The 16,254-nt window shown below is 66.8% G+C and carries 19 protein-coding genes; 5 read left to right on the top strand and 14 right to left on the bottom strand.

Annotated features, from left to right (window positions below; genetic code table 11):
- Positions 1-35 precede the first annotated feature (35 nt).
- The 4 genes from rssC to ACNFBT_RS05010 all read right to left on the bottom strand — a co-directional run bounded on the left by rssC (position 36) and on the right by ACNFBT_RS05010 (position 3,476).
- Entirely contained in the window at positions 36-518 is a 483-nt protein-coding gene (gene rssC, locus ACNFBT_RS05025; protein WP_416746998.1) for an anti-sigma factor antagonist RssC, read from the bottom strand.
- Entirely contained in the window at positions 515-1,699 is a 1,185-nt protein-coding gene (gene rssB / locus ACNFBT_RS05020) for a two-component system response regulator RssB (protein WP_416746996.1), read from the bottom strand. The genes rssC and rssB overlap by 4 nt, the downstream gene beginning before the upstream one ends.
- Before the next feature lie 184 nt (positions 1,700-1,883).
- Complete coding sequence (locus ACNFBT_RS05015; RefSeq protein WP_416746994.1) at positions 1,884-2,588, bottom strand: VacJ family lipoprotein; 705 nt, start codon at positions 2,586-2,588, stop codon at positions 1,884-1,886.
- A gap of 171 nt (positions 2,589-2,759) precedes the next feature.
- Positions 2,760-3,476, bottom strand: a complete 717-nt coding sequence (locus ACNFBT_RS05010) for a UTRA domain-containing protein (RefSeq protein WP_416746992.1) — start codon at positions 3,474-3,476, stop codon at positions 2,760-2,762.
- Between the two features lie 112 nt (positions 3,477-3,588).
- Here ACNFBT_RS05010 and ACNFBT_RS05005 point away from each other — a divergent pair, with 112 nt between their 5' ends.
- The 3 genes from ACNFBT_RS05005 (at position 3,589) to ACNFBT_RS04995 (ending at position 5,250) form a co-directional block, all read left to right on the top strand.
- Positions 3,589-4,332 carry an HAD family phosphatase gene (locus tag ACNFBT_RS05005; RefSeq protein ID WP_416746990.1) on the top strand — a complete coding sequence of 248 codons (744 nt, stop codon included), beginning with the start codon at positions 3,589-3,591 and terminating at the stop codon, positions 4,330-4,332.
- On the top strand, positions 4,329-4,910 hold the full coding sequence (locus tag ACNFBT_RS05000) for a phosphonate degradation HD-domain oxygenase (protein ID WP_416746988.1): 582 nt from the start codon (positions 4,329-4,331) through the stop codon (positions 4,908-4,910). Before ACNFBT_RS05005 ends, ACNFBT_RS05000 begins: the two co-directional genes overlap by 4 nt.
- A gap of 76 nt (positions 4,911-4,986) precedes the next feature.
- On the top strand, positions 4,987-5,250 hold the full coding sequence (locus tag ACNFBT_RS04995) for a DUF4404 family protein (protein ID WP_416746986.1): 264 nt from the start codon (positions 4,987-4,989) through the stop codon (positions 5,248-5,250).
- Between the two features lie 82 nt (positions 5,251-5,332).
- On the opposite strand, the gene queF is transcribed toward ACNFBT_RS04995, so the two are convergent.
- From queF to ACNFBT_RS04970, 5 genes are all read right to left on the bottom strand, one after another.
- The gene (gene queF / locus ACNFBT_RS04990; protein WP_416746984.1) at positions 5,333-6,163 is read right to left on the bottom strand and encodes an NADPH-dependent 7-cyano-7-deazaguanine reductase QueF; all 831 of its coding nucleotides are present in this window, start codon (positions 6,161-6,163) and stop codon (positions 5,333-5,335) included.
- A 347-nt stretch (positions 6,164-6,510) separates the two neighbouring features.
- Entirely contained in the window at positions 6,511-7,218 is a 708-nt protein-coding gene (locus ACNFBT_RS04985) for a copper resistance protein B (protein ID WP_416746982.1), read from the bottom strand.
- 9 nt (positions 7,219-7,227) lie between these two features.
- Entirely contained in the window at positions 7,228-8,970 is a 1,743-nt protein-coding gene (locus tag ACNFBT_RS04980; protein ID WP_416746980.1) for a copper resistance system multicopper oxidase, read from the bottom strand.
- A gap of 15 nt (positions 8,971-8,985) precedes the next feature.
- Positions 8,986-9,531 carry a cupredoxin domain-containing protein gene (locus ACNFBT_RS04975; protein WP_416746978.1) on the bottom strand — a complete coding sequence of 182 codons (546 nt, stop codon included), beginning with the start codon at positions 9,529-9,531 and terminating at the stop codon, positions 8,986-8,988.
- A gap of 171 nt (positions 9,532-9,702) precedes the next feature.
- Positions 9,703-9,834 (bottom strand): co-regulatory protein PtrA N-terminal domain-containing protein, encoded by a 132-nt coding sequence (locus ACNFBT_RS04970; RefSeq protein ID WP_416746976.1) that lies wholly within the window; start codon positions 9,832-9,834, stop codon positions 9,703-9,705.
- A 116-nt stretch (positions 9,835-9,950) separates the two neighbouring features.
- Between ACNFBT_RS04970 and ACNFBT_RS04965 the strand changes: the two genes are divergently transcribed.
- Both ACNFBT_RS04965 and ACNFBT_RS04960 read left to right on the top strand, forming a co-directional pair.
- Positions 9,951-10,634 (top strand): heavy metal response regulator transcription factor, encoded by a 684-nt coding sequence (locus tag ACNFBT_RS04965; RefSeq protein ID WP_416746974.1) that lies wholly within the window; start codon positions 9,951-9,953, stop codon positions 10,632-10,634.
- Entirely contained in the window at positions 10,628-11,950 is a 1,323-nt protein-coding gene (locus ACNFBT_RS04960) for a heavy metal sensor histidine kinase (RefSeq protein WP_416746972.1), read from the top strand. The genes ACNFBT_RS04965 and ACNFBT_RS04960 overlap by 7 nt, the downstream gene beginning before the upstream one ends.
- A gap of 111 nt (positions 11,951-12,061) precedes the next feature.
- Here the strand turns inward: ACNFBT_RS04960 and ACNFBT_RS04955 are convergent, their stop codons facing one another.
- From ACNFBT_RS04955 to ACNFBT_RS04935, 5 genes are all read right to left on the bottom strand, one after another.
- Entirely contained in the window at positions 12,062-12,970 is a 909-nt protein-coding gene (locus ACNFBT_RS04955; protein WP_416746970.1) for an NAD-dependent epimerase/dehydratase family protein, read from the bottom strand.
- A gap of 71 nt (positions 12,971-13,041) precedes the next feature.
- The gene (locus ACNFBT_RS04950) at positions 13,042-13,878 is read right to left on the bottom strand and encodes an SDR family NAD(P)-dependent oxidoreductase (RefSeq protein WP_416746968.1); all 837 of its coding nucleotides are present in this window, start codon (positions 13,876-13,878) and stop codon (positions 13,042-13,044) included.
- A gap of 37 nt (positions 13,879-13,915) precedes the next feature.
- Positions 13,916-14,674 carry an SDR family oxidoreductase gene (locus ACNFBT_RS04945; RefSeq protein WP_416746966.1) on the bottom strand — a complete coding sequence of 253 codons (759 nt, stop codon included), beginning with the start codon at positions 14,672-14,674 and terminating at the stop codon, positions 13,916-13,918.
- A 40-nt stretch (positions 14,675-14,714) separates the two neighbouring features.
- Positions 14,715-15,572: an SDR family NAD(P)-dependent oxidoreductase gene (locus ACNFBT_RS04940; RefSeq protein ID WP_416746964.1), complete on the bottom strand. Its 858-nt coding sequence runs from the start codon at positions 15,570-15,572 to the stop codon at positions 14,715-14,717.
- A gap of 3 nt (positions 15,573-15,575) precedes the next feature.
- Complete coding sequence (locus ACNFBT_RS04935) at positions 15,576-15,992, bottom strand: nuclear transport factor 2 family protein (protein ID WP_416746962.1); 417 nt, start codon at positions 15,990-15,992, stop codon at positions 15,576-15,578.
- Positions 15,993-16,254 lie beyond the last annotated feature (262 nt).

Below are 16,254 nucleotides of genomic sequence, written 5' to 3'. Positions count from 1 at the left end.
GCCCGAGGGCGCCGGTTTTCATTCAGGGACCGGAATCAGTGACGCTCGAGGGCGCTCACCAGGTCGTGGAAAGCCTCGCGATTGGACTCGTTGAGTCCCATCAGGATGCGGTGGGCTTCCAGCACCTTGTTGCGCACCACGTCCTCGGACTGGTCCTGCGGCGGCAGATCGGTGAGGCAATCCGTGCACGGAATCGGACGATCGACGATGTTGAACACCTGATCGAAGCCCATCGACTGCAACAGCCGGGTAATGTCCGGGTTGGTGGTCACCAGCGTGGGCAACAAGCCAACCTTTTGCCGCGACAGGATCGACAGCTTGGCCAGGAGGCCCAGCGTAGTGCTGTCGATGCTCTGGGTTTCCGTGAGATCGATGATGATCGCCGAGAAATTCAGCGCGGCGAAGATTTTTTCAATGGTGGCATCCAGCGCCGAACACAGGGTCAGTCGGACTTCGCCCACGAACTTCAGGACAAATGAGCCATCCTGCTCGGCGAACTGGATTTTACCGGTACTCATGCAAGGTTCCTGCTCAACACCAGCAAGGCAATATCATCCGGCATCTCGGACAACTTGGCCAGTCCGAAGACCTGGCGCAGGCCATCCAGCGTTCCGCCGGCGGCGACGACCTGCTGTGGCAGGGCCGTCTCCTTTTCTTTCAGGGTAGCTCCCGGCAGCACATCGAGAAGGCCGTCGGAGAACAGCGAAAGGCTGAAGGACTTGGGAAGATCCATTACATGATCCTCGTAGGTCGCTTCGTCGAACAGCCCTACCGGCAGGCCACGGCCTTCCAGGTAGCGGGCTTCGCCATCGACATAGAGTACCGGCAGCGGCAAGTGGCCGCCGATGCTGTAGGTCAGGCGATCGGTATCCAGGTCGATCACGCCGCCGAGCATGGTCACGTGCTTGCCCAGCTTGCAGTTGATCAGACCACGGTTGATGTGCGCGAGTACGTCGGACGGCTTGAATTCCGGCAGCATGCCGTTGCGCCGGGACTCGTAGAGCAGGCGCGTGGTCATGAACTTCAGCAGCACGGTGACGAACGCCGAGGAGGCGCCGTGACCGGATACGTCGGCCAGGTAGAAGCCGATGCGGCGGGCATCGACGCGGAAGTAGTCGACGAAATCGCCCGACAGGTACAGCGACGGGATGATCTGGTGGGAGAACACCAGGCCGTCGGATTCCCACGGGGTTTCCGGCAGCATGTTCATCTGCACCTGGCGACCGGCGTTCTGGTCCTCCTGGAGCAGGTTCAGGCTGGCCTGCAGCTCGCGGTTGGCGGCTTCGAGCTTCTCGCGGTAGCGGCGGTTTTCCGAACGCAGGTAGGCACGGTCCAGGGCGCGGCGAACCGAATGCTCCAGGACGGCGAGGTCTTCCAGCGGCTTGATCAGGTAGTCGGCGGCGCCCAGGCGCAAGGCCTCGACCGCGTCGCTCATGACACCGGCACCGGAAAGCACGATGACCGGGGTTTCCACCGCCATCTCGCTGACGCGACGGATAAGCTCCAGGCCATCCATCTGCGGCATGCGCAGGTCGCAGATCACAAGGTCAGGCAGCGCGTGCTCGAATACTTGCAGGCCCTGCTGGCCATTGGTGGCCTGCAGGACGGTGAATCCGCTGTCTTCCAGGTAGGCGGCGAGGCTTTCTCGAACGACGTCGTCGTCATCGATGATCAGCAGCGAGGCACTGGGTTTGTGCATGGGTCATCCAGGCAAACGGCGCCGGAGGTAGTGGTGATGGCGCTCATTCAAGGGAACAACGGCGCGGGTCGGGTGCGACAAGGCGCAGACACTACTCCCATCCGCCCGAGGGTTCAAGCGGGCGCCGCCCGCGACCGGGTCTGCCGGACGCGGGGGCCTGCGCCTGCCGGGCGAAGGGGCCGGATCAGAAGTCGTCTTCGACCTGGCCGTCCTTGACCTTGAACTCGCGGTTCTGCAGGTAGGCGTTGCGGATGAAGTTGTACTTGTCACCGCTGATCAGCTTCTCGGACTTCAGCAGGTCGGCGCGGGTATCGACGATGTCCACGCCGCGCATGCTGTTACGCACCGGCACATTGTCGATGTACGGATAGGGGCCGGTGTAGGAATCCGGGATCAGCGACGGCGCGTCGCGCAGGGTGCTCGGGCCCAGCAGCGGCAGCATCACGTAGGGGCCGCTGCCCACGCCGTAATGGCCGAGGGTCTGGCCGAAGTCTTCGTCGTTGCGGCGCAGGCCCATGTGGGTGGCGACGTCGATGAAACCGGCCAGGCCGAAGGTGGTGTTGAACAGCAGGCGGCTGGTGTCGACGCCGGCACTCTGGAACTTCAGCTGCAGCAGGTCGTTGACCAGGTTCTTCACGTCACCGATGTTGCCGAAGAAGTTGTGCACGCCGTCCTGGACGAAGTTCGGGGTGACGTACTGGTAACCCTGCGCCAGCGGCTTGAGCGCATAGGTGTCGAGGGTGTCGTTGAAGGTGAAGATCGGGCGGTTGACGCTCTCCCACGGGTCATCCTCGCTCGCGGCCTGGGCCAGGAAGGGAATAGTCGCCAGGCAGGTAGCGGCGAGCAGGCTGAGGCAGCGTTTCGTCCATTGGACGCCAAGTGGGCGCATTGATGATTCTCCAGTAAATGACATTCCGGGCTGACCTGAGCAGACCCGCTATGCGGGCGGATTATATAGAACCCCGAGCATTTTGATGACAAGAAGGGGGGCTCGGCGGACTTCGAAATACTCACCGCCGACGACTGACTCACCCTTTGCAACCCAAAGCATAGTGCCACTTCAGTCCGGGAAGCGTGCGTCGATGACAATTTCCAGCGCATCGGAGCGCCAGAACTCCTGGTCCCACTCCACCAGCCGCCCGTCCGCAACGTAGCTGCAGCGCTCCACATACAGGCCTGGCGAGCCGGGCGTGAGCTGCAGCGGCACGGCCTGGGATTCGACCAGCGCCGTGGAATGCATCGCCAGCTCGCAGCGCGACAGCGTCAGTCCCAGGCGCTCGCGCAATACCCTGGTCAACGACCTGTCCAGCGCTTCATCGAGCAGGCCGGGACACCAGTTGGCGTCCAGCGTGATCTCCTCCAGCATCACCGGCCGCTCATCGACCCAGCGGCGACGGCGGACCCGGAACACCTCGGCTTCATCCGCCAGCCCCATGCGCCGCGACAGCGCCGGGCCGGCGGAGCAGCGCTCGGCCGACAACACCTCGGTGCGCGGCGTGCGCCCCTGGGCCTGGACGTAATCCATGAACCCCGTGGTACGCGTCGGGTTGTAGCGAATCCGCGGCGGTGAAACGAACCAGCCGCGGCGATTCTCGCGGTACAGCACGCCTTCGGTTTCCAGCTGCTGCAGCGCCTCGCGCAGGGTCACGCGGGTGCAGCCGAAACGCTCGGCCAGCTCGCGCTCGGGCGGCAGGCGCGGGCCCAGGGCCGACTCGACGACGTCCCGGGCCAACTGGTCGCGGATGCGCAGGTAATGGGGAATGGGTTCGACCGGCATGCGGCTGCCTCCAGAAAATGCGCGGCGAGTATAACGGCTGGAACGGCGACTTCATCGGACCGTCACATTGATCCGCTAGCCTGGCCTAGACCAATTATTAGAAAACCCCACCATGCCTGCCACTACCGACCTTCCGCGCTTCACCACCCTGCTGTTCGGACTGTCCGGCGATCTGGTGGACTTCGGCGCAAGGACGCTGCCGGTTGCCCTGCAGCGCACCTGTCCCGACTGCCCGCCGGAGCGCCTGGCCGTTGCTCTCGCCCTGTCCCCGCACAAAGCCCTCGACCATGCGCTGGGCCGCAGCGCCGATGCGCAGGAGCGCAGTCGCTTCCAGTCCGCCCTGGACGAAGCGGCCCGGGCCCACGCCGAAGCCACGCCCGGCGCCCTGGCTGCCCTGCAGGCGCTGCACAAGCACGGTGTGCCCTGCGCCTGGCTCGACGAACTGCCGACGCCCACCACGCTGCACCTGGCCACCGCACTGGACGAAGGCTTGGCCGCCGGGCTGGCAGTCGGCGGCCGCCAGTGGCCGGCGCCGGATGCCTGCTGGCAGGCGCTGATGCAGCTGGGCAGCCCGCGCCTGGACGGCTGCGTGCTGGTCAGCGGCCAGCCGCGGCTGCTGCAGGCGGGCTTGAACGCCGGGCTGTGGACCATCGGCCTGGCCGCCAGCGGGCCGCTGTGCGGCCAGGCACCGGGCGACTGGGATGCCCTGGCGAACCTGGAGCGCGACCGCCTGCGCGCCCAGGCGACCCTCGGCCTGTACCGCCTCGGCGTGCATTCGGTCATCGATCACCTGGGCGAGCTGGACTCCTGCCTGCAGGACATCGCCGGCCGCCGTCTGAAAGGAGAGAAACCATGAAGCACGCTCGCCACCGCTTCATCGACGAACTGGCCGAACGCTTCGCCAGCCATGGCGCAGAGCCCTACGGCGAGGCCATCAGCCAGGCCGAGCACGCCCTGCAATGCGCAACCCTGGCCGAACGCGCCGGCTGCGCCGACAGCCTGGTGATCGCCGCCCTGCTCCACGACATCGGCCACCTTTACGAAGACCCGGCCGTGCTGGAAACCCGGGACCTGCGCCACGAAGAGTTCGGCGCCAACCTGCTGCGCGAGCTGCTGCCCGAGTCGGTGTGGCAGCCGGTGCGCCTGCACGTCGCCGCCAAGCGCTACCTGTGCGCGGTGGACCCGGCCTACCAGGCCAGCCTGTCCTGGGCCTCGCGACAGAGCCTGGCGCTGCAGGGCGGCGCCTTCGACGAGCGCGCCGCCACCGCCTTCATCAGCGCCCCTCATGCGCAGGACGCCATCACCCTGCGCCGCCTGGACGACCTGGGCAAGGACCCGTCCATGCGCACCCCGGAGCTGGAACACTTCTTCCCGTTGCTCGAACGTCTGCTGCGGGTTGATCGGCATCAGGCAGGGGTGCGCGCGGCGAGTTAAGCTCAAAGGCATGGCGATGGACCTTCTCCCGTCGGGCAGGGTCCATCTTGGTTACGCATCGCAGAAGGACACCACCATGCCGACACAACGCCTCCAGCAAGAACTCCAGACCCTGCGCGAGCAACTGGAGCGCCAGTCACCGCTGACCGAGGAAGACCGCGCTGCGCTGCGCGAGCTGATCAAGGACATCGAGATGCAGCTGGCCAACGAAGAGGCGCTGGCCGACGAGACCCTGACCGACAGCATCAACCTGGCCGTGGAGCGCTTCGAGACGCGCCACCCGACCCTGGCCGGCGCCCTGCGCTCGATCATGCAGAGCCTGGCGAACATGGGGATCTGAGCCCGGTTTCACAAAGCCCGAATGCGAAAAACCCGGCCTGCGCCGGGTTTTTCGTATCCGCGTTTTACTGGCGCGCTGACTTTTACTGGCGCACCAGCCGGCGATTTTCCGGCTGCACGGCTTCGCTGCTGCGGTAGGGGTTGATGTCCAACCCGCCGCGGCGCACGTAGCGTGCGTAGACGGTCAGGCGGGTCGGCTGCAGCAGGCGCTGCAGGTCCAGGTAAATGCGCTCGACGCACTGTTCGTGGAAATCCTGGTGCTGCCGGAAGGACACCACGTAGGCCAGCAGGCTCGCGGCATCCAGGGCCGGGCCGCTGTACTCCACCACCAGCGTGCCCCAGTCCGGCTGGCCGGTGACCGGGCAGTTGGACTTCAGCAGGTGGCTGTACAGCACTTCGTCGACGCGGCGGGTGTCGTCGCAGCGCAGCAGTTCCGGGCGCGGGTGGTCGTAGCTGTCCACCGCCAGGTCCAGGTCGTCGATGCAGGTGCCGTCGAGCAGGGCCACGCCCTCGCCAGCCACTTCATCCAGGCTGCGCACGCGCACGCCCACCGGCGCGCCGGCGGCGGCGGACAGGTCGCGTTCCATCACCGCGCGCACGGCCTCAGCACTGTCGAAGGCGGTCTGGTTCAGTGAGTTGAGGTAGAGCTTGAAGGACTTGGACTCGATGATGTTCGGCGACTGCGCCGGAATGGCGAACTCGCCGATGGCCACCACCGGCTTGCCCGAAGCGGTCAGCCAGGACAGCTCGTAGCAGTTCCAGATGTCCACGCCCTGGTACGGCAGGGTTTGCGCGGTCAGGCCCAGCTCGGCCCACTTGGTGGTCCGGGAAATCGGGAACAGCAGTTCCGGCGCATAGGTGGAAACGTATTCGCTGGATTTACCCAGGGGCGAGTGTTCGGCGGGATGGTGCATGGGGGAACCTGCTGGATCGGCGATGCGGGTGGTGGCGCGAGGTGGCGAGTGTATACAAATTCGCCGGCCCTTTCAGCAGCTGACAGACGAGCCGGGCACCACGTCAACCAAGGACGCTGCATGATCTGCCCTACAAGATCAAAGGCCCCTCACCCTAACCCTCTCCCGCAAGCGGGAGAGGGGACCGTTCGGTGCAGGATGCAGACTTGGTGTCAGCCGGCACGGACAGCTCCCTCTCCTTGGGGAGAGGGCTGGGGTGAGGGGATTGCACTGGCACGGACTAACCGGCGCAACGCCGTTGCTCCTACGAATGCGCCCCGCACAACCAAGGTGGGCATGGCGCCAGGTCAGAACCACATCCGCACCCCGGCGACCCAGTAGCCCTCCTCATCGACCTCCCCTTCCGCTCGGGCGATATCGCCGCTGCGGCCATAGGTCTTGTTCCAGACGTAGCCGAAATAGGGCGCGAACTCCCGGCGCACTTCGTAACGCAGGCGCAATCCGGCCTCCAGATCGCTACCGCCGGCGCCCACGCCGATGTCCCGGTCATCGGCCAACGCCAGGTTGTATTCCAGCGAAGGCTGCAGGATCAGCCGCTGGGTCAGCAGCAGTTCGTACTCGGTCTCCAGGCGCAGCGAAGGGTCGCCGCGTTCGCTGAGGAACAGGTTGGCGTCCACCTCGAACCACTGCGGCGCCAGTCCCTGAATGCCGAGCACCGCGTAGGTGCGCGACGGTCCCGGCTGGTCGTCGTAGCGCACGCCTGCCTGCCAGTCCCAGAAGTCGGCGACCAGGCGCTGGTAGAGCAGCTGCGTTTCGTTGTCGGTGGTCGGACCACCGGCGTCGCGCTCACCCTCCAGCTTCAGGCGCAGCTTCTGGTAGTCGGTGCCGTACCAGCCCTGGGCCTCCCAACCCAGCGCCTGGTCGTTGCCGTGGAAGCGGCTTTCCAGGCGCTGGATCAGCAGCGAGCCCATGGGCATGTCGTCCATCTCGGCACTTTCGGCGGGCAATGCGAGGCCCAGGGTCGCCGCGCAGGCCACCGTTGCTATGCGTTTCATGGCGGTTCCTCAGAGGCTGGCGCTGGCGGGGGCCGGCTCGACTATGACCTTGCGCATCATGCCGGCGGCCATGTGGTAGATCAGGTGGCAGTGGAAGGCCCATTCGCCCAGGGCGTCGGCGGGCACGTCGACGTCCAGGGTGCTGCCCGGCGCCACGCTGACCACGTGCTTGAGCGGGTTGAAGCGGCCGTTGCCCTTGTCCAGCTGCATCCACATGCCGTGCAGGTGCATCGGGTGGGTCATCATGGTGTCATTGACGAAGCGGATGCGTACCCGCTCGCCGTAGGTCAGGCGGATCGGCTCGGCCTCGGAGTACTTCTTGCCGTCGATGGACCAGAAGTAGCGCTCCATGTTGCCGGTCAGGCGGAATTCGAGGGTGCGGTCCGGTGCGCGGTAGTCGGCGTACGGGCGCATGGCCTTGAGGTCCGCGTAGACCAGCAGGCGATTGCCCGGCTCGGCCGGCTGCGGGGTAAGGCCGCTGCCGGGGGCGTAGTCGGACTTCGGCGCGGGAGCGCCGCCCATGGACGAATGGTCCATCCCGGCCATCTGCGAGTGATCCATGCCCGCCATGTTGGAAGGCTCCATTGCAGCCATGCCCGAATCATCCATGCCCTTCATTGTCGAGTGATCCATCCCCGTCATTCCGGAATGATCCATCGCCCCGCCCTGCCCCGGCATCGCCATGTTGCCGTGGTCCTTGCCGCCGTGAGCCATGCCCATGTCCGCCATGGTCAGCAAGGGCCGCTCGCGCAACGGCGGGATCTCGCCCTGCATCCCGGCGCGCGGCGCCAGGGTCGCGCGGGCGTAGCCGCTGCGGTCCATGGCCTCGGCGAAGAAGGTGTAGGCACGGTCTTCCTGCGGCTGCACGATCACGTCGTAGGTCTCGGCCACCGCGATGCGCAGCTCGTCCACCGTCACCGGCTGCACGTCGTTGCCGTCGGCCTGCACCACGGTCATTTTCAGGCCGGGAATGCGCAGGTCGAAGTAGCTCATGCCCGAACCGTTGATGATGCGCAGGCGCACCCGCTCACCGGGCTTGAACAGCCCGCTCCAGTTCTGCTCGGGGTCCTGGCCGTTGACCAGGAAGCGGAAGCCGGCGATGTCGGCGATGTCCGTCGGCGCCATGCGCATGCCGCCCCAGTCCAGGCGGTCGCGCAGGGTCGCCATGAAGCCATTGGCGCTGGAGTCGGCGATGAAGTCGCCAAGGGTGCGCTGGTTGCGGTTGTAGTAATCGCTCTGCTTCTTCAGGTTGGCGAACACGGTTTCCGGTTTGGTGTCGTGCCAGTCGGCCAGCAGCAGGGTGTACTCGCGGTCGTAGCGGTACGGCTCGCGCGCCTTGGGTTCGATCACCAGCGGGCCGTAGAGCCCCTCGATTTCCTGGAAGTCGCTGTGGGCGTGGTACCAGTAGGTGCCCGACTGTTTCACCGTGAAACGGTAGGTGAAGGTCTGGCCAGGCTTGATCCCCGGGAAACTGATGCCCGGCACGCCGTCCTGGGTGTAGGGCAGGATCAGCCCGTGCCAGTGCAGCGAGGTATCGCGGTCGAGGGTGTTGGTGACCCGCAGCTCGACGTCCTCGCCCTCCTTGAAGCGCAGCTCCGGCGCGGGCGTCCGGCCGTTCACCGTGAGCGCCTTGCGCGCCCCGTCGGAGAGCGTCAGCTTGCCCTCGCCAATGGTCAGCTCATACACGCCCGCCTGCACCGCCAGCGGTGCCAGCAGCAGCGCCCCCAGCGCCAAACTCCTTGCGCGGATCATCTCGGCACTCCCGGCTCAGGGCTTGACGTTCAGCTTGCCAACCATGCCGGCCTGGTAGTGCCCCGGGATGTTGCAGGCGAACTCCAGGCTGGTGGCCTTGCTGAAGGTCCAGGTGAGTTCGGCGGTCTTGCCCGGCTCGATCAGCACGGTGTTGGGGTCGTCATGCTTCATCATCTGGCCCATCGGCATGTCGCCGTGGCCCATCTTGCTGTGGTCCATCTTGCTCATGTCGTGCTGCATGCCGGTGGGCGTGAGCATCCCGGAATCCATCATCTGCTGCATTTCCTTCTGGTGGGCGACGTGCATCGCCGCGCTGCCCAGGTTGAACTCATGCAGCAGGTTGCCGCTGTTGTGGATGACGAAGCGCACGGTTTCGCCCGCCTTGACCTCGACGCTCTCCGGCTCGAAGTACATGTCCCCCAGCTTGATCTCCACGGTGCGGGTGGCCTGGGCAGCCTTGGCCGGCTTGCCGAAGTCGTAGCTGGCATCGGCCAGGACTGGCAGGCTGAAGCTCGCGGCGATGGCCAGGGCAGAGACGCAGAACAGGTGACGCAGGGACATATCGCAACTCCTCGATTGGTTTTGATTCATCCTCGCCTTCCGCGCCTGCCGCCTGGCTGTCGGGAAGATTACAGTTCTGTCAGCTTCGCACCCTTCCCGCCTGGCGGGTTTATAAAGGCGACGAAAAAAGCCCGCCGGTTGGCGGGCAAGGGACCTCACGATGAACAGGTTTCAACGATGACGGCTGGCGTCGGCGGCAAGCGCCTGCATGCGCTGGAAGGTGATGTCCCCTCCTCCATCGGCCAGCGCCGGGGCGGCAGGGAACAGCAGAACGGAGAACAGCGTGGCAATGAGCAGGTGCATGGTGGGCCTCCACGAAGAATGTACCGGCAGTTTGCGCGGCCCCGGCTGTCAGAGCGCTGACCCAGTGATTACCCTATCGACAGCTGCGCCACCGGCGCATGAATGGATACCCCCAGATGAAACTCCTGATCGTCGAAGACGAACCCCGCATAGGCCAGTACCTGCAGCAGGGCCTGAGCGAAGCCGGCTTCGCCGTGGACCTCTGCCAGGACGGCGACGACGGCCTGCAACTGGCGCTCTCCGGCGAACACGACCTGCTGATCCTCGATGTCATGCTGCCCGGACGCGACGGCTGGCAGATCCTCCAGGCGGTGCGCCAGACCGGCAGCGCGGTGCCGGTGCTGTTCCTCACCGCGCGTGATGCGGTGGAAGACCGCGTGCGCGGACTGGAGCAAGGCGCCGACGACTACCTGGTGAAACCCTTCGCCTTCGTCGAACTGCTCGCGCGGGTGCGCACCCTGTTGCGCCGGGGTGGCCAGCAGTTGCAGGAAACCACCCTGCAACTGGCCGACCTGGAGCTGGACCTGCTGCGCCGCCGAGTGCAGCGCGCCGGCAAGCGCATCGACCTGACCGCCAAGGAATTCGCCCTGCTGGAACTGTTGCTGCGCCGCAGCGGCGAAGTGCTGCCCAAGTCGCTGATCGCCTCGCAGGTCTGGGACATGAATTTCGACAGCGACACCAACGTCATCGAAGTCGCCATCCGCCGCCTGCGCGCCAAGGTCGACGACGACTTCCCGCAGCGCCTGATCCACACCGTGCGCGGCATGGGCTACGTGCTGGAGGAGCGCGACCCATGCTGAGTGCCCGCCTCTCCCTGGGCGTACGCCTGAGCCTGCTGTTCGCCGCCTGCACCGCCACCGTCTCGCTGCTGGCCGGCATCGTCTTCAGCCGCGCCAGCGAGGCGCACTTCGTCGAGCTGGATCAGCAGTTGCTGAGCGGTAAGCTGGCCATCTTCCGCGACGTGTTGAACGGTGTTGGCAGCGCCGACCAACTCGCGCCACACATTGCTGAGCTGCGCCGCGAACTGGAGCGCCACCCCGACCTGGGCCTGCGACTGCAAGGCCCTGACGGGCAACGCTGGTTCTGGCAACTGCCGACGATGAACATGGCCAGCGACGAGCCCCCTGCCTACCGCGAACTGCAAGCGCCATTGAACGCCGGCCGACCCGATGGCCCGCAGCTGACGCTGATCCTCGACATCACCCACCACCAGCACTTCCTGCAACGCATGCAGCAGCTGATCTGGCTGACCATGAGCCTCTCGGCGCTGGCCACCGCGCTGCTCGGCGCCTGGGCGGCGCGCAGCAGCCTGCGCCCGCTGCGGCGCATGAGCGAGGTCGCCGCGAAGGTCTCGGCGCACTCGCTGACCACCCGCCTCGACGCCGGCCAGATGCCGCAGGAGCTGCGCGGCCTGGCGGCGGAACTGAACGCCATGCTGGCCCGCCTGGAAGAGGCCTTCCAGCGCCTGTCGGCGTTTTCCGCCGATATCGCCCATGAGCTGCGCACCCCGCTCACCGGCCTGCTGACCCAGACCCAGGTGGTGCTGTCGCGCTCGCGCGGCCTGGAGGATTACCGCGAGGCGCTGCACGGCAACCTGGAAGAACTGGAGCGGCTGACCGCCATGGTCAACGACATGCTGTTCCTGGCCAAGGCCGACCACGGCCTGCTCACCCCGAATAGTCAGCCGTTGGCGCTGGCCGGCGAAGTAGACGAGTTGCTGGAGTTCTATGGCCCGCTGGCGGAGGAAAAGTCGATTCGCATGGAGCGCGACGGCGAGCTCCAGGTGCAGGGCGACCGCGCCCTGCTGCGGCGGGTGCTGGCCAACCTGCTGGACAATGCCCTGCGCTTCACCGCCGAAGGCGGTACCGTCCGCGTGCGCCTGGCGCCGGGGCGCCTGAGCGTGGAAAACCCCGGCCGGGAGATTCCCGCCGAGCGCCTGCCGCGCCTGTTCGACCGCTTCTACCGCGCCGACCCGGCCCGCCGCGAGGGCCAGGGAGAACATGCCGGGCTGGGGTTGGCGATCTGCCGGTCAATCGTACGGGCCCACGGCGGGGAGATTCGCTGCGAGTCGGCGGACGGCTGGACGCGCTTCATCATCGAGTTTCCGAAGCTGTAGGCGCTGCCGGGCTGCTGCTCGCGAACGCGCATCCCGGCGCATCGACTCCGACGTCCCGCCGCCGGCCCTGCAGGCCGGTGACGGGACATTCCTGCATCCGCGCCGTTTGCTCTACTGCGCGCGGCAATGCGCGACGACTTCGTCGACCGCGCGCTGCACGTCACCACGCCGGTAGCCCAGCAGCGCGAGATCGGCGGCGTCGGGCTCGTAGGACACCACGTTGCCGCGCCCCGTGTAGATGGCGATGTCGGGCAGCAGCGGATGCTCCTGGTCGAGCGACGGCACATCCTGCGAATGGCCGGCCGCGCGGAAGAACGCCGCAAAGTAGTCGGCGAAGCTGAGGTTCTCGTCGCCGACGAGATAGGCCTTGCCGGTTTCACCACGCTGCAGCGCCCCCCAGATCGCCTCCGACAGCGATTGCGTCGAGATGAAGTTACTGCCGCCGGCCGGCCCGAATACCGGCAACCCCGCAATCTTGCCTTCGGCATAGCCGGTGTACGCGGCGAACATCTCGTTGCGCAGGCCCGGCACCGAGCCGACGACGAACGGCGCATTGACGCTGCACACCACGAACGACGGCGTCGCCAGCGCACGCACGCGTTCGTCGGCCAGGTGGCGCGAGCGCACGTACGGTACCGACTCGATCAGCGCCGGCGCGACCTGCGGATAGAAGCTGCCGACCAGTACGGCGCGCTTCACGCCTGCGGCGCGGGCCAGCGCGAAGAAGCGCGGCACCGCCTCGACGTTCGCGCGCTCCCAGTGCGCGGCTTCGTCAGTGCCGGCCGGCAGGTGGCGAATGTCGTTGCCGGCCGCGAACACGACCGCGTCGAACGGCACGAGATCCTCGCGCGTGAAGTTATCGGCCACGTAGTCGCGCAGCAGCACGTCGAACTGCGCGAGTGCGCTGTCAGCCGCGGGCGGCTTGCGCGCGGCGAGCGTGACCTGGTTGCCCTGCGCGTGCAGGTGCAGCGCGGCATGGCCGCCAATGAGACCGGTACCGCCGACGATCAGGATCTTCATAGTATCTCCGGTAGCGGCGCAGGCGCGCCGCGAGAAATGAACGGATGAAGCCGCTGGCGTGCGGCTGGCGCTCAGAAATTGAAACCGTTGCCCGTGACGACGGGAATGTTGGTCCAGAAGCCCTTCGGGTCGCGATACCAGCCGGCCGCCGCGAGCGCGCCGCCGTCGACGTGCAGCGTCGTACCGGTGACCCATGCGGCGAGCGGGCTCGCGAGGTACAGTGCGGCGCCCGCGATGTCGCCGGGCTCGCCGAAGCGTCCGAGCGGAATCCAGCGCGAGATGTGCTCCTGGTGTTCGGCCGCGACCATCACGCTGACGGGCACCTGCGGCGTCTCGGTGGTTTCGGGCGCGATCTGATTCACGCGGATGCCGGCCGGCCCGAGTTCGAGCGCGAGGCTTTTGGTGAAGCCGGTCAGCGCCGCCTTGAACGACGCGTACACGGTGCAGTTCGGAATCGCACGGAAACCTTCGATCGACGACACGCCGACGATGCTGCCGCCCGCGCCGCGCTTGCGCAGCAACGGCAGCATCGCCTGCGTGACGATGAACACCTGGCGCAGGTTCACGTCGAACAGCCGCGCGATGTCGTCATCGGTGCAGTCGTCGAACGGCTTCGCGATCTGCAGGAAATCGCCGACGTTATTGACGAGCACGTCGAGCCCGCCGAAACGCGCGTCGACCGTCCGCGCGAACGCTTCGACCTCATCGCGGCGCGTGACATCCACGATGCCGACGAGCGCGTCGACCCCCGCCGCCTCAAGCGCGTGCCGCACGTCCTGCGCGCGGGCCGCGTCGATCTCGGCCACGGCGACGCGCGCACCCGCCGCACCGAACGCCTCAGCACAGGCTCGGCCGATACCCGCGCCGCCGCCGGTGACCAGTACAGTCTTGCCGGTGAATGAAATCATCGATGCACTCCTTGGAATGGACAAGCATTGCGCCGCATCACAGCGACGACACCAGTTGCGCGTTGTCGATCCGCAGTTCCGCGCCGTTCACGAAGCGCGATTCGTCGGATGCGAGGAACAGCACGAGATTCGCGACATCCTGTGGGTCGCACATGCGCGCCATCGGATCGCTGCCGATGCCCAGCGCGGCCGGGTCGAGACCGGGCATCAGCGCCTGAGTCATCGGCGTCCAGATCCCGTCGGGATGGATCGAGTTGCAGCGAATCCGGTAGCCGCTGCGCTTGCAGTGCACGGCGACGCTGCGGGTGAGCGCCGTCACCGCGCCTTTCGAGCCGGTGTAGGCGCACATCATCGGCAGCCCGCCGAGCGCGGCGACCGACGACATCATCACGATCGAACCCGGCGTGTCGTTGCCCTTCATCGCGCCGATCGCGTACTTGCAGCCGAGGAAATAGCCGTCCGCGTTGGTGCGCATCACCCGTTGCCAGGTGTCGAGGCTGGTGTCCTCGATCGAGCCGACCGGGCAGATCGCCGCGTTGTTGACCAGCACGTCGAGGCGGCCGAAGCGCTCGAGCGTGGCGGCGATAGCGTGCCGCCAGCCGTCTTCATCGGCGATGTCGTGACGCACGAACATCGCGGCGTCGCCGATCTCACGCGCGAGCGCGTGTCCCGCGTCTTCGTTGATGTCGGACAGCACGACGCGGGCGCCTTCGGCGGCCAGCAGCAGCGCATCCGCGCGGCCGACGCCGCTCGCAGCGCCGGTGACCAGCGCGACCTTGTTTGCGACTCGTTTCATGGATGATCGATTTCCCGTGGTGTGGAAAGAAGGCAGGCGCTCATGCGGCGCCCGGCACGCGACCGGCCTTTACCGCGGCGAGTGCCGCCGCGCCGTAGATATGCGCAATCGTGTCGTCGACGCAGGGGTTGGTGCGCAACTCGTTGCCGCCGTCGACCGCGAAGCTCTGGCCAGTGACCCAGCCCGATTCGGGGCCCGCGAGATAGCGCACCGCGTGCGCGATCGCGTCGGGTTCGCCGAGCGTGCCGAGCGGGACCTGCTCGAGAAAGCTGTCGACCAGCGCGCGGTTGTCGAACATCGGCGCGGTCGCCTCCGAGCGCGTGAGCCCCGGACGCACCGCGTTGACACGGACCTTCGCACTCGCCAGCTCCTCGGCCGCCCCGCGTACGAGCGCCTCGAGCGCAGCCTTCGCGGTGCAGTACCCGGACAGCCAGCGGAAGTTGATCCGCGCGGCGGTCGACGAAATGCAGACGATCGCGCCGCCACCGCTGTCGGCCAGCCGTGGCGCGGCATGACGAATCGCGAGGAACGCGCTGTGCAGGTTCAGGTCGATTTCCTGGCGGAAAGTGTCGGCGTCGTGCATCAGCAGCGGACGGAATCCGGCGCCGCCGACCGTCGGCACGACGATATCGAGGCGTCCATCGAGCGCCCACGCGCAGTCGAGCGCCGCTTGCAGGTCGGCTTCGTCGCACGCGTCACCCGCATGGATCGCGACGCGGCCGCCGGGCACCGCGTCGGTCAGTTGCCGCTGAGTGCGTTCGAGTGCGTCGCGGCGGCGGCCCATCAGCAGGACGGCCGCACCGTCCGCGAGCAGCGCCTGCGCACAGGCCGCGCCGATGCCGCCAGCGCCGCCGGTAACCAGCGCGGTCTGGCCTTCAAGAGGTCGAGACGTTGGCATCGCTCAGCCCTCCAGCGGCAGGTCTTGCGTCCAGTCGAGGTGCAGCGTGCGCGCCGCGAAGCGCCACGTGCCGCCGTCGAACAGGCAACGGTCTCGATAGCGCAGCCCCCAGTCGAGCTTGCGCTTCACCCCGTCGCGCACATAGACGTGGCACGCAACGCCGTAGGTCTCGACGTCGGCCACACCGCCGTCGAACGTGACGAGCTGGTTGTGTACGTGATGCTGGGTGGTTTCGTAGCGTTCGATCGCCCCCATGCCCGCAACGATCGCGTCGCGGTCGTCAAAGCGGAAGCCGGGGCCGGCAAGAGATGCATCGGGGGTGAAGAGCGTGCTGAGCCGCGACCAGTCGCGTCGGTCGACAGCTTGTGCATAGCGGCACGCGAGCTCGTACAACGCGTGGTGGGGATTTGAATCGGTCATGCCGTGCTCCAGAACAGGAAAAGGACGGCCGCGCCGAGCGTGCAGACGCGGAGGCACTACGACAACGGCACGCAGGCTCTCATCGGACCGAACGGGGCTCATCGCCCATACTGATTAGTCGGAATGGAGGATGATCCGTGGCCGGTTACCGTGTACGCCCACTCTCTCCCCGGCAGGACAGCCGACGGCTGCCATCCGGAACGCCTACAAGAACCTTGCCGCTTGAGCAAACAGGCGTGGCGTTCCGGAAAAGAAAAAGGCC

The organism is Pseudomonas sp. NY15181 (assembly GCF_048068055.1).
Taxonomy (GTDB): Bacteria; Pseudomonadota; Gammaproteobacteria; order Pseudomonadales; family Pseudomonadaceae; genus Pseudomonas.
Note: the sequence above shows the minus strand (reverse complement) of the source record. Positions and strands in the feature narration are given on the sequence as shown.

Coding starts and splice junctions, on each gene's coding strand:
- queF (WP_416746984.1), bottom strand. CDS start 6,163: ATGCACCATCCCGCCGAACACTCGCCCCTGGGTAAATCCAGCGAATAC.
- ACNFBT_RS05010 (WP_416746992.1), bottom strand. CDS start 3,476: ATGCCGGTCGAACCCATTCCCCATTACCTGCGCATCCGCGACCAGTTG.
- ACNFBT_RS04935 (WP_416746962.1), bottom strand. CDS start 15,992: ATGACCGATTCAAATCCCCACCACGCGTTGTACGAGCTCGCGTGCCGC.
- ACNFBT_RS04980 (WP_416746980.1), bottom strand. CDS start 8,970: ATGATCCGCGCAAGGAGTTTGGCGCTGGGGGCGCTGCTGCTGGCACCG.
- ACNFBT_RS04940 (WP_416746964.1), bottom strand. CDS start 15,572: ATGCCAACGTCTCGACCTCTTGAAGGCCAGACCGCGCTGGTTACCGGC.
- ACNFBT_RS05015 (WP_416746994.1), bottom strand. CDS start 2,588: ATGCGCCCACTTGGCGTCCAATGGACGAAACGCTGCCTCAGCCTGCTC.
- ACNFBT_RS04965 (WP_416746974.1), top strand. CDS start 9,951: ATGAAACTCCTGATCGTCGAAGACGAACCCCGCATAGGCCAGTACCTG.
- rssB (WP_416746996.1), bottom strand. CDS start 1,699: ATGCACAAACCCAGTGCCTCGCTGCTGATCATCGATGACGACGACGTC.
- ACNFBT_RS05005 (WP_416746990.1), top strand. CDS start 3,589: ATGCCTGCCACTACCGACCTTCCGCGCTTCACCACCCTGCTGTTCGGA.
- ACNFBT_RS04975 (WP_416746978.1), bottom strand. CDS start 9,531: ATGTCCCTGCGTCACCTGTTCTGCGTCTCTGCCCTGGCCATCGCCGCG.
- ACNFBT_RS04985 (WP_416746982.1), bottom strand. CDS start 7,218: ATGAAACGCATAGCAACGGTGGCCTGCGCGGCGACCCTGGGCCTCGCA.
- ACNFBT_RS04950 (WP_416746968.1), bottom strand. CDS start 13,878: ATGATTTCATTCACCGGCAAGACTGTACTGGTCACCGGCGGCGGCGCG.
- ACNFBT_RS04955 (WP_416746970.1), bottom strand. CDS start 12,970: ATGAAGATCCTGATCGTCGGCGGTACCGGTCTCATTGGCGGCCATGCC.
- ACNFBT_RS04970 (WP_416746976.1), bottom strand. CDS start 9,834: ATGCACCTGCTCATTGCCACGCTGTTCTCCGTTCTGCTGTTCCCTGCC.
- rssC (WP_416746998.1), bottom strand. CDS start 518: ATGAGTACCGGTAAAATCCAGTTCGCCGAGCAGGATGGCTCATTTGTC.
- ACNFBT_RS04945 (WP_416746966.1), bottom strand. CDS start 14,674: ATGAAACGAGTCGCAAACAAGGTCGCGCTGGTCACCGGCGCTGCGAGC.
- ACNFBT_RS04960 (WP_416746972.1), top strand. CDS start 10,628: ATGCTGAGTGCCCGCCTCTCCCTGGGCGTACGCCTGAGCCTGCTGTTC.
- ACNFBT_RS05000 (WP_416746988.1), top strand. CDS start 4,329: ATGAAGCACGCTCGCCACCGCTTCATCGACGAACTGGCCGAACGCTTC.
- ACNFBT_RS04995 (WP_416746986.1), top strand. CDS start 4,987: ATGCCGACACAACGCCTCCAGCAAGAACTCCAGACCCTGCGCGAGCAA.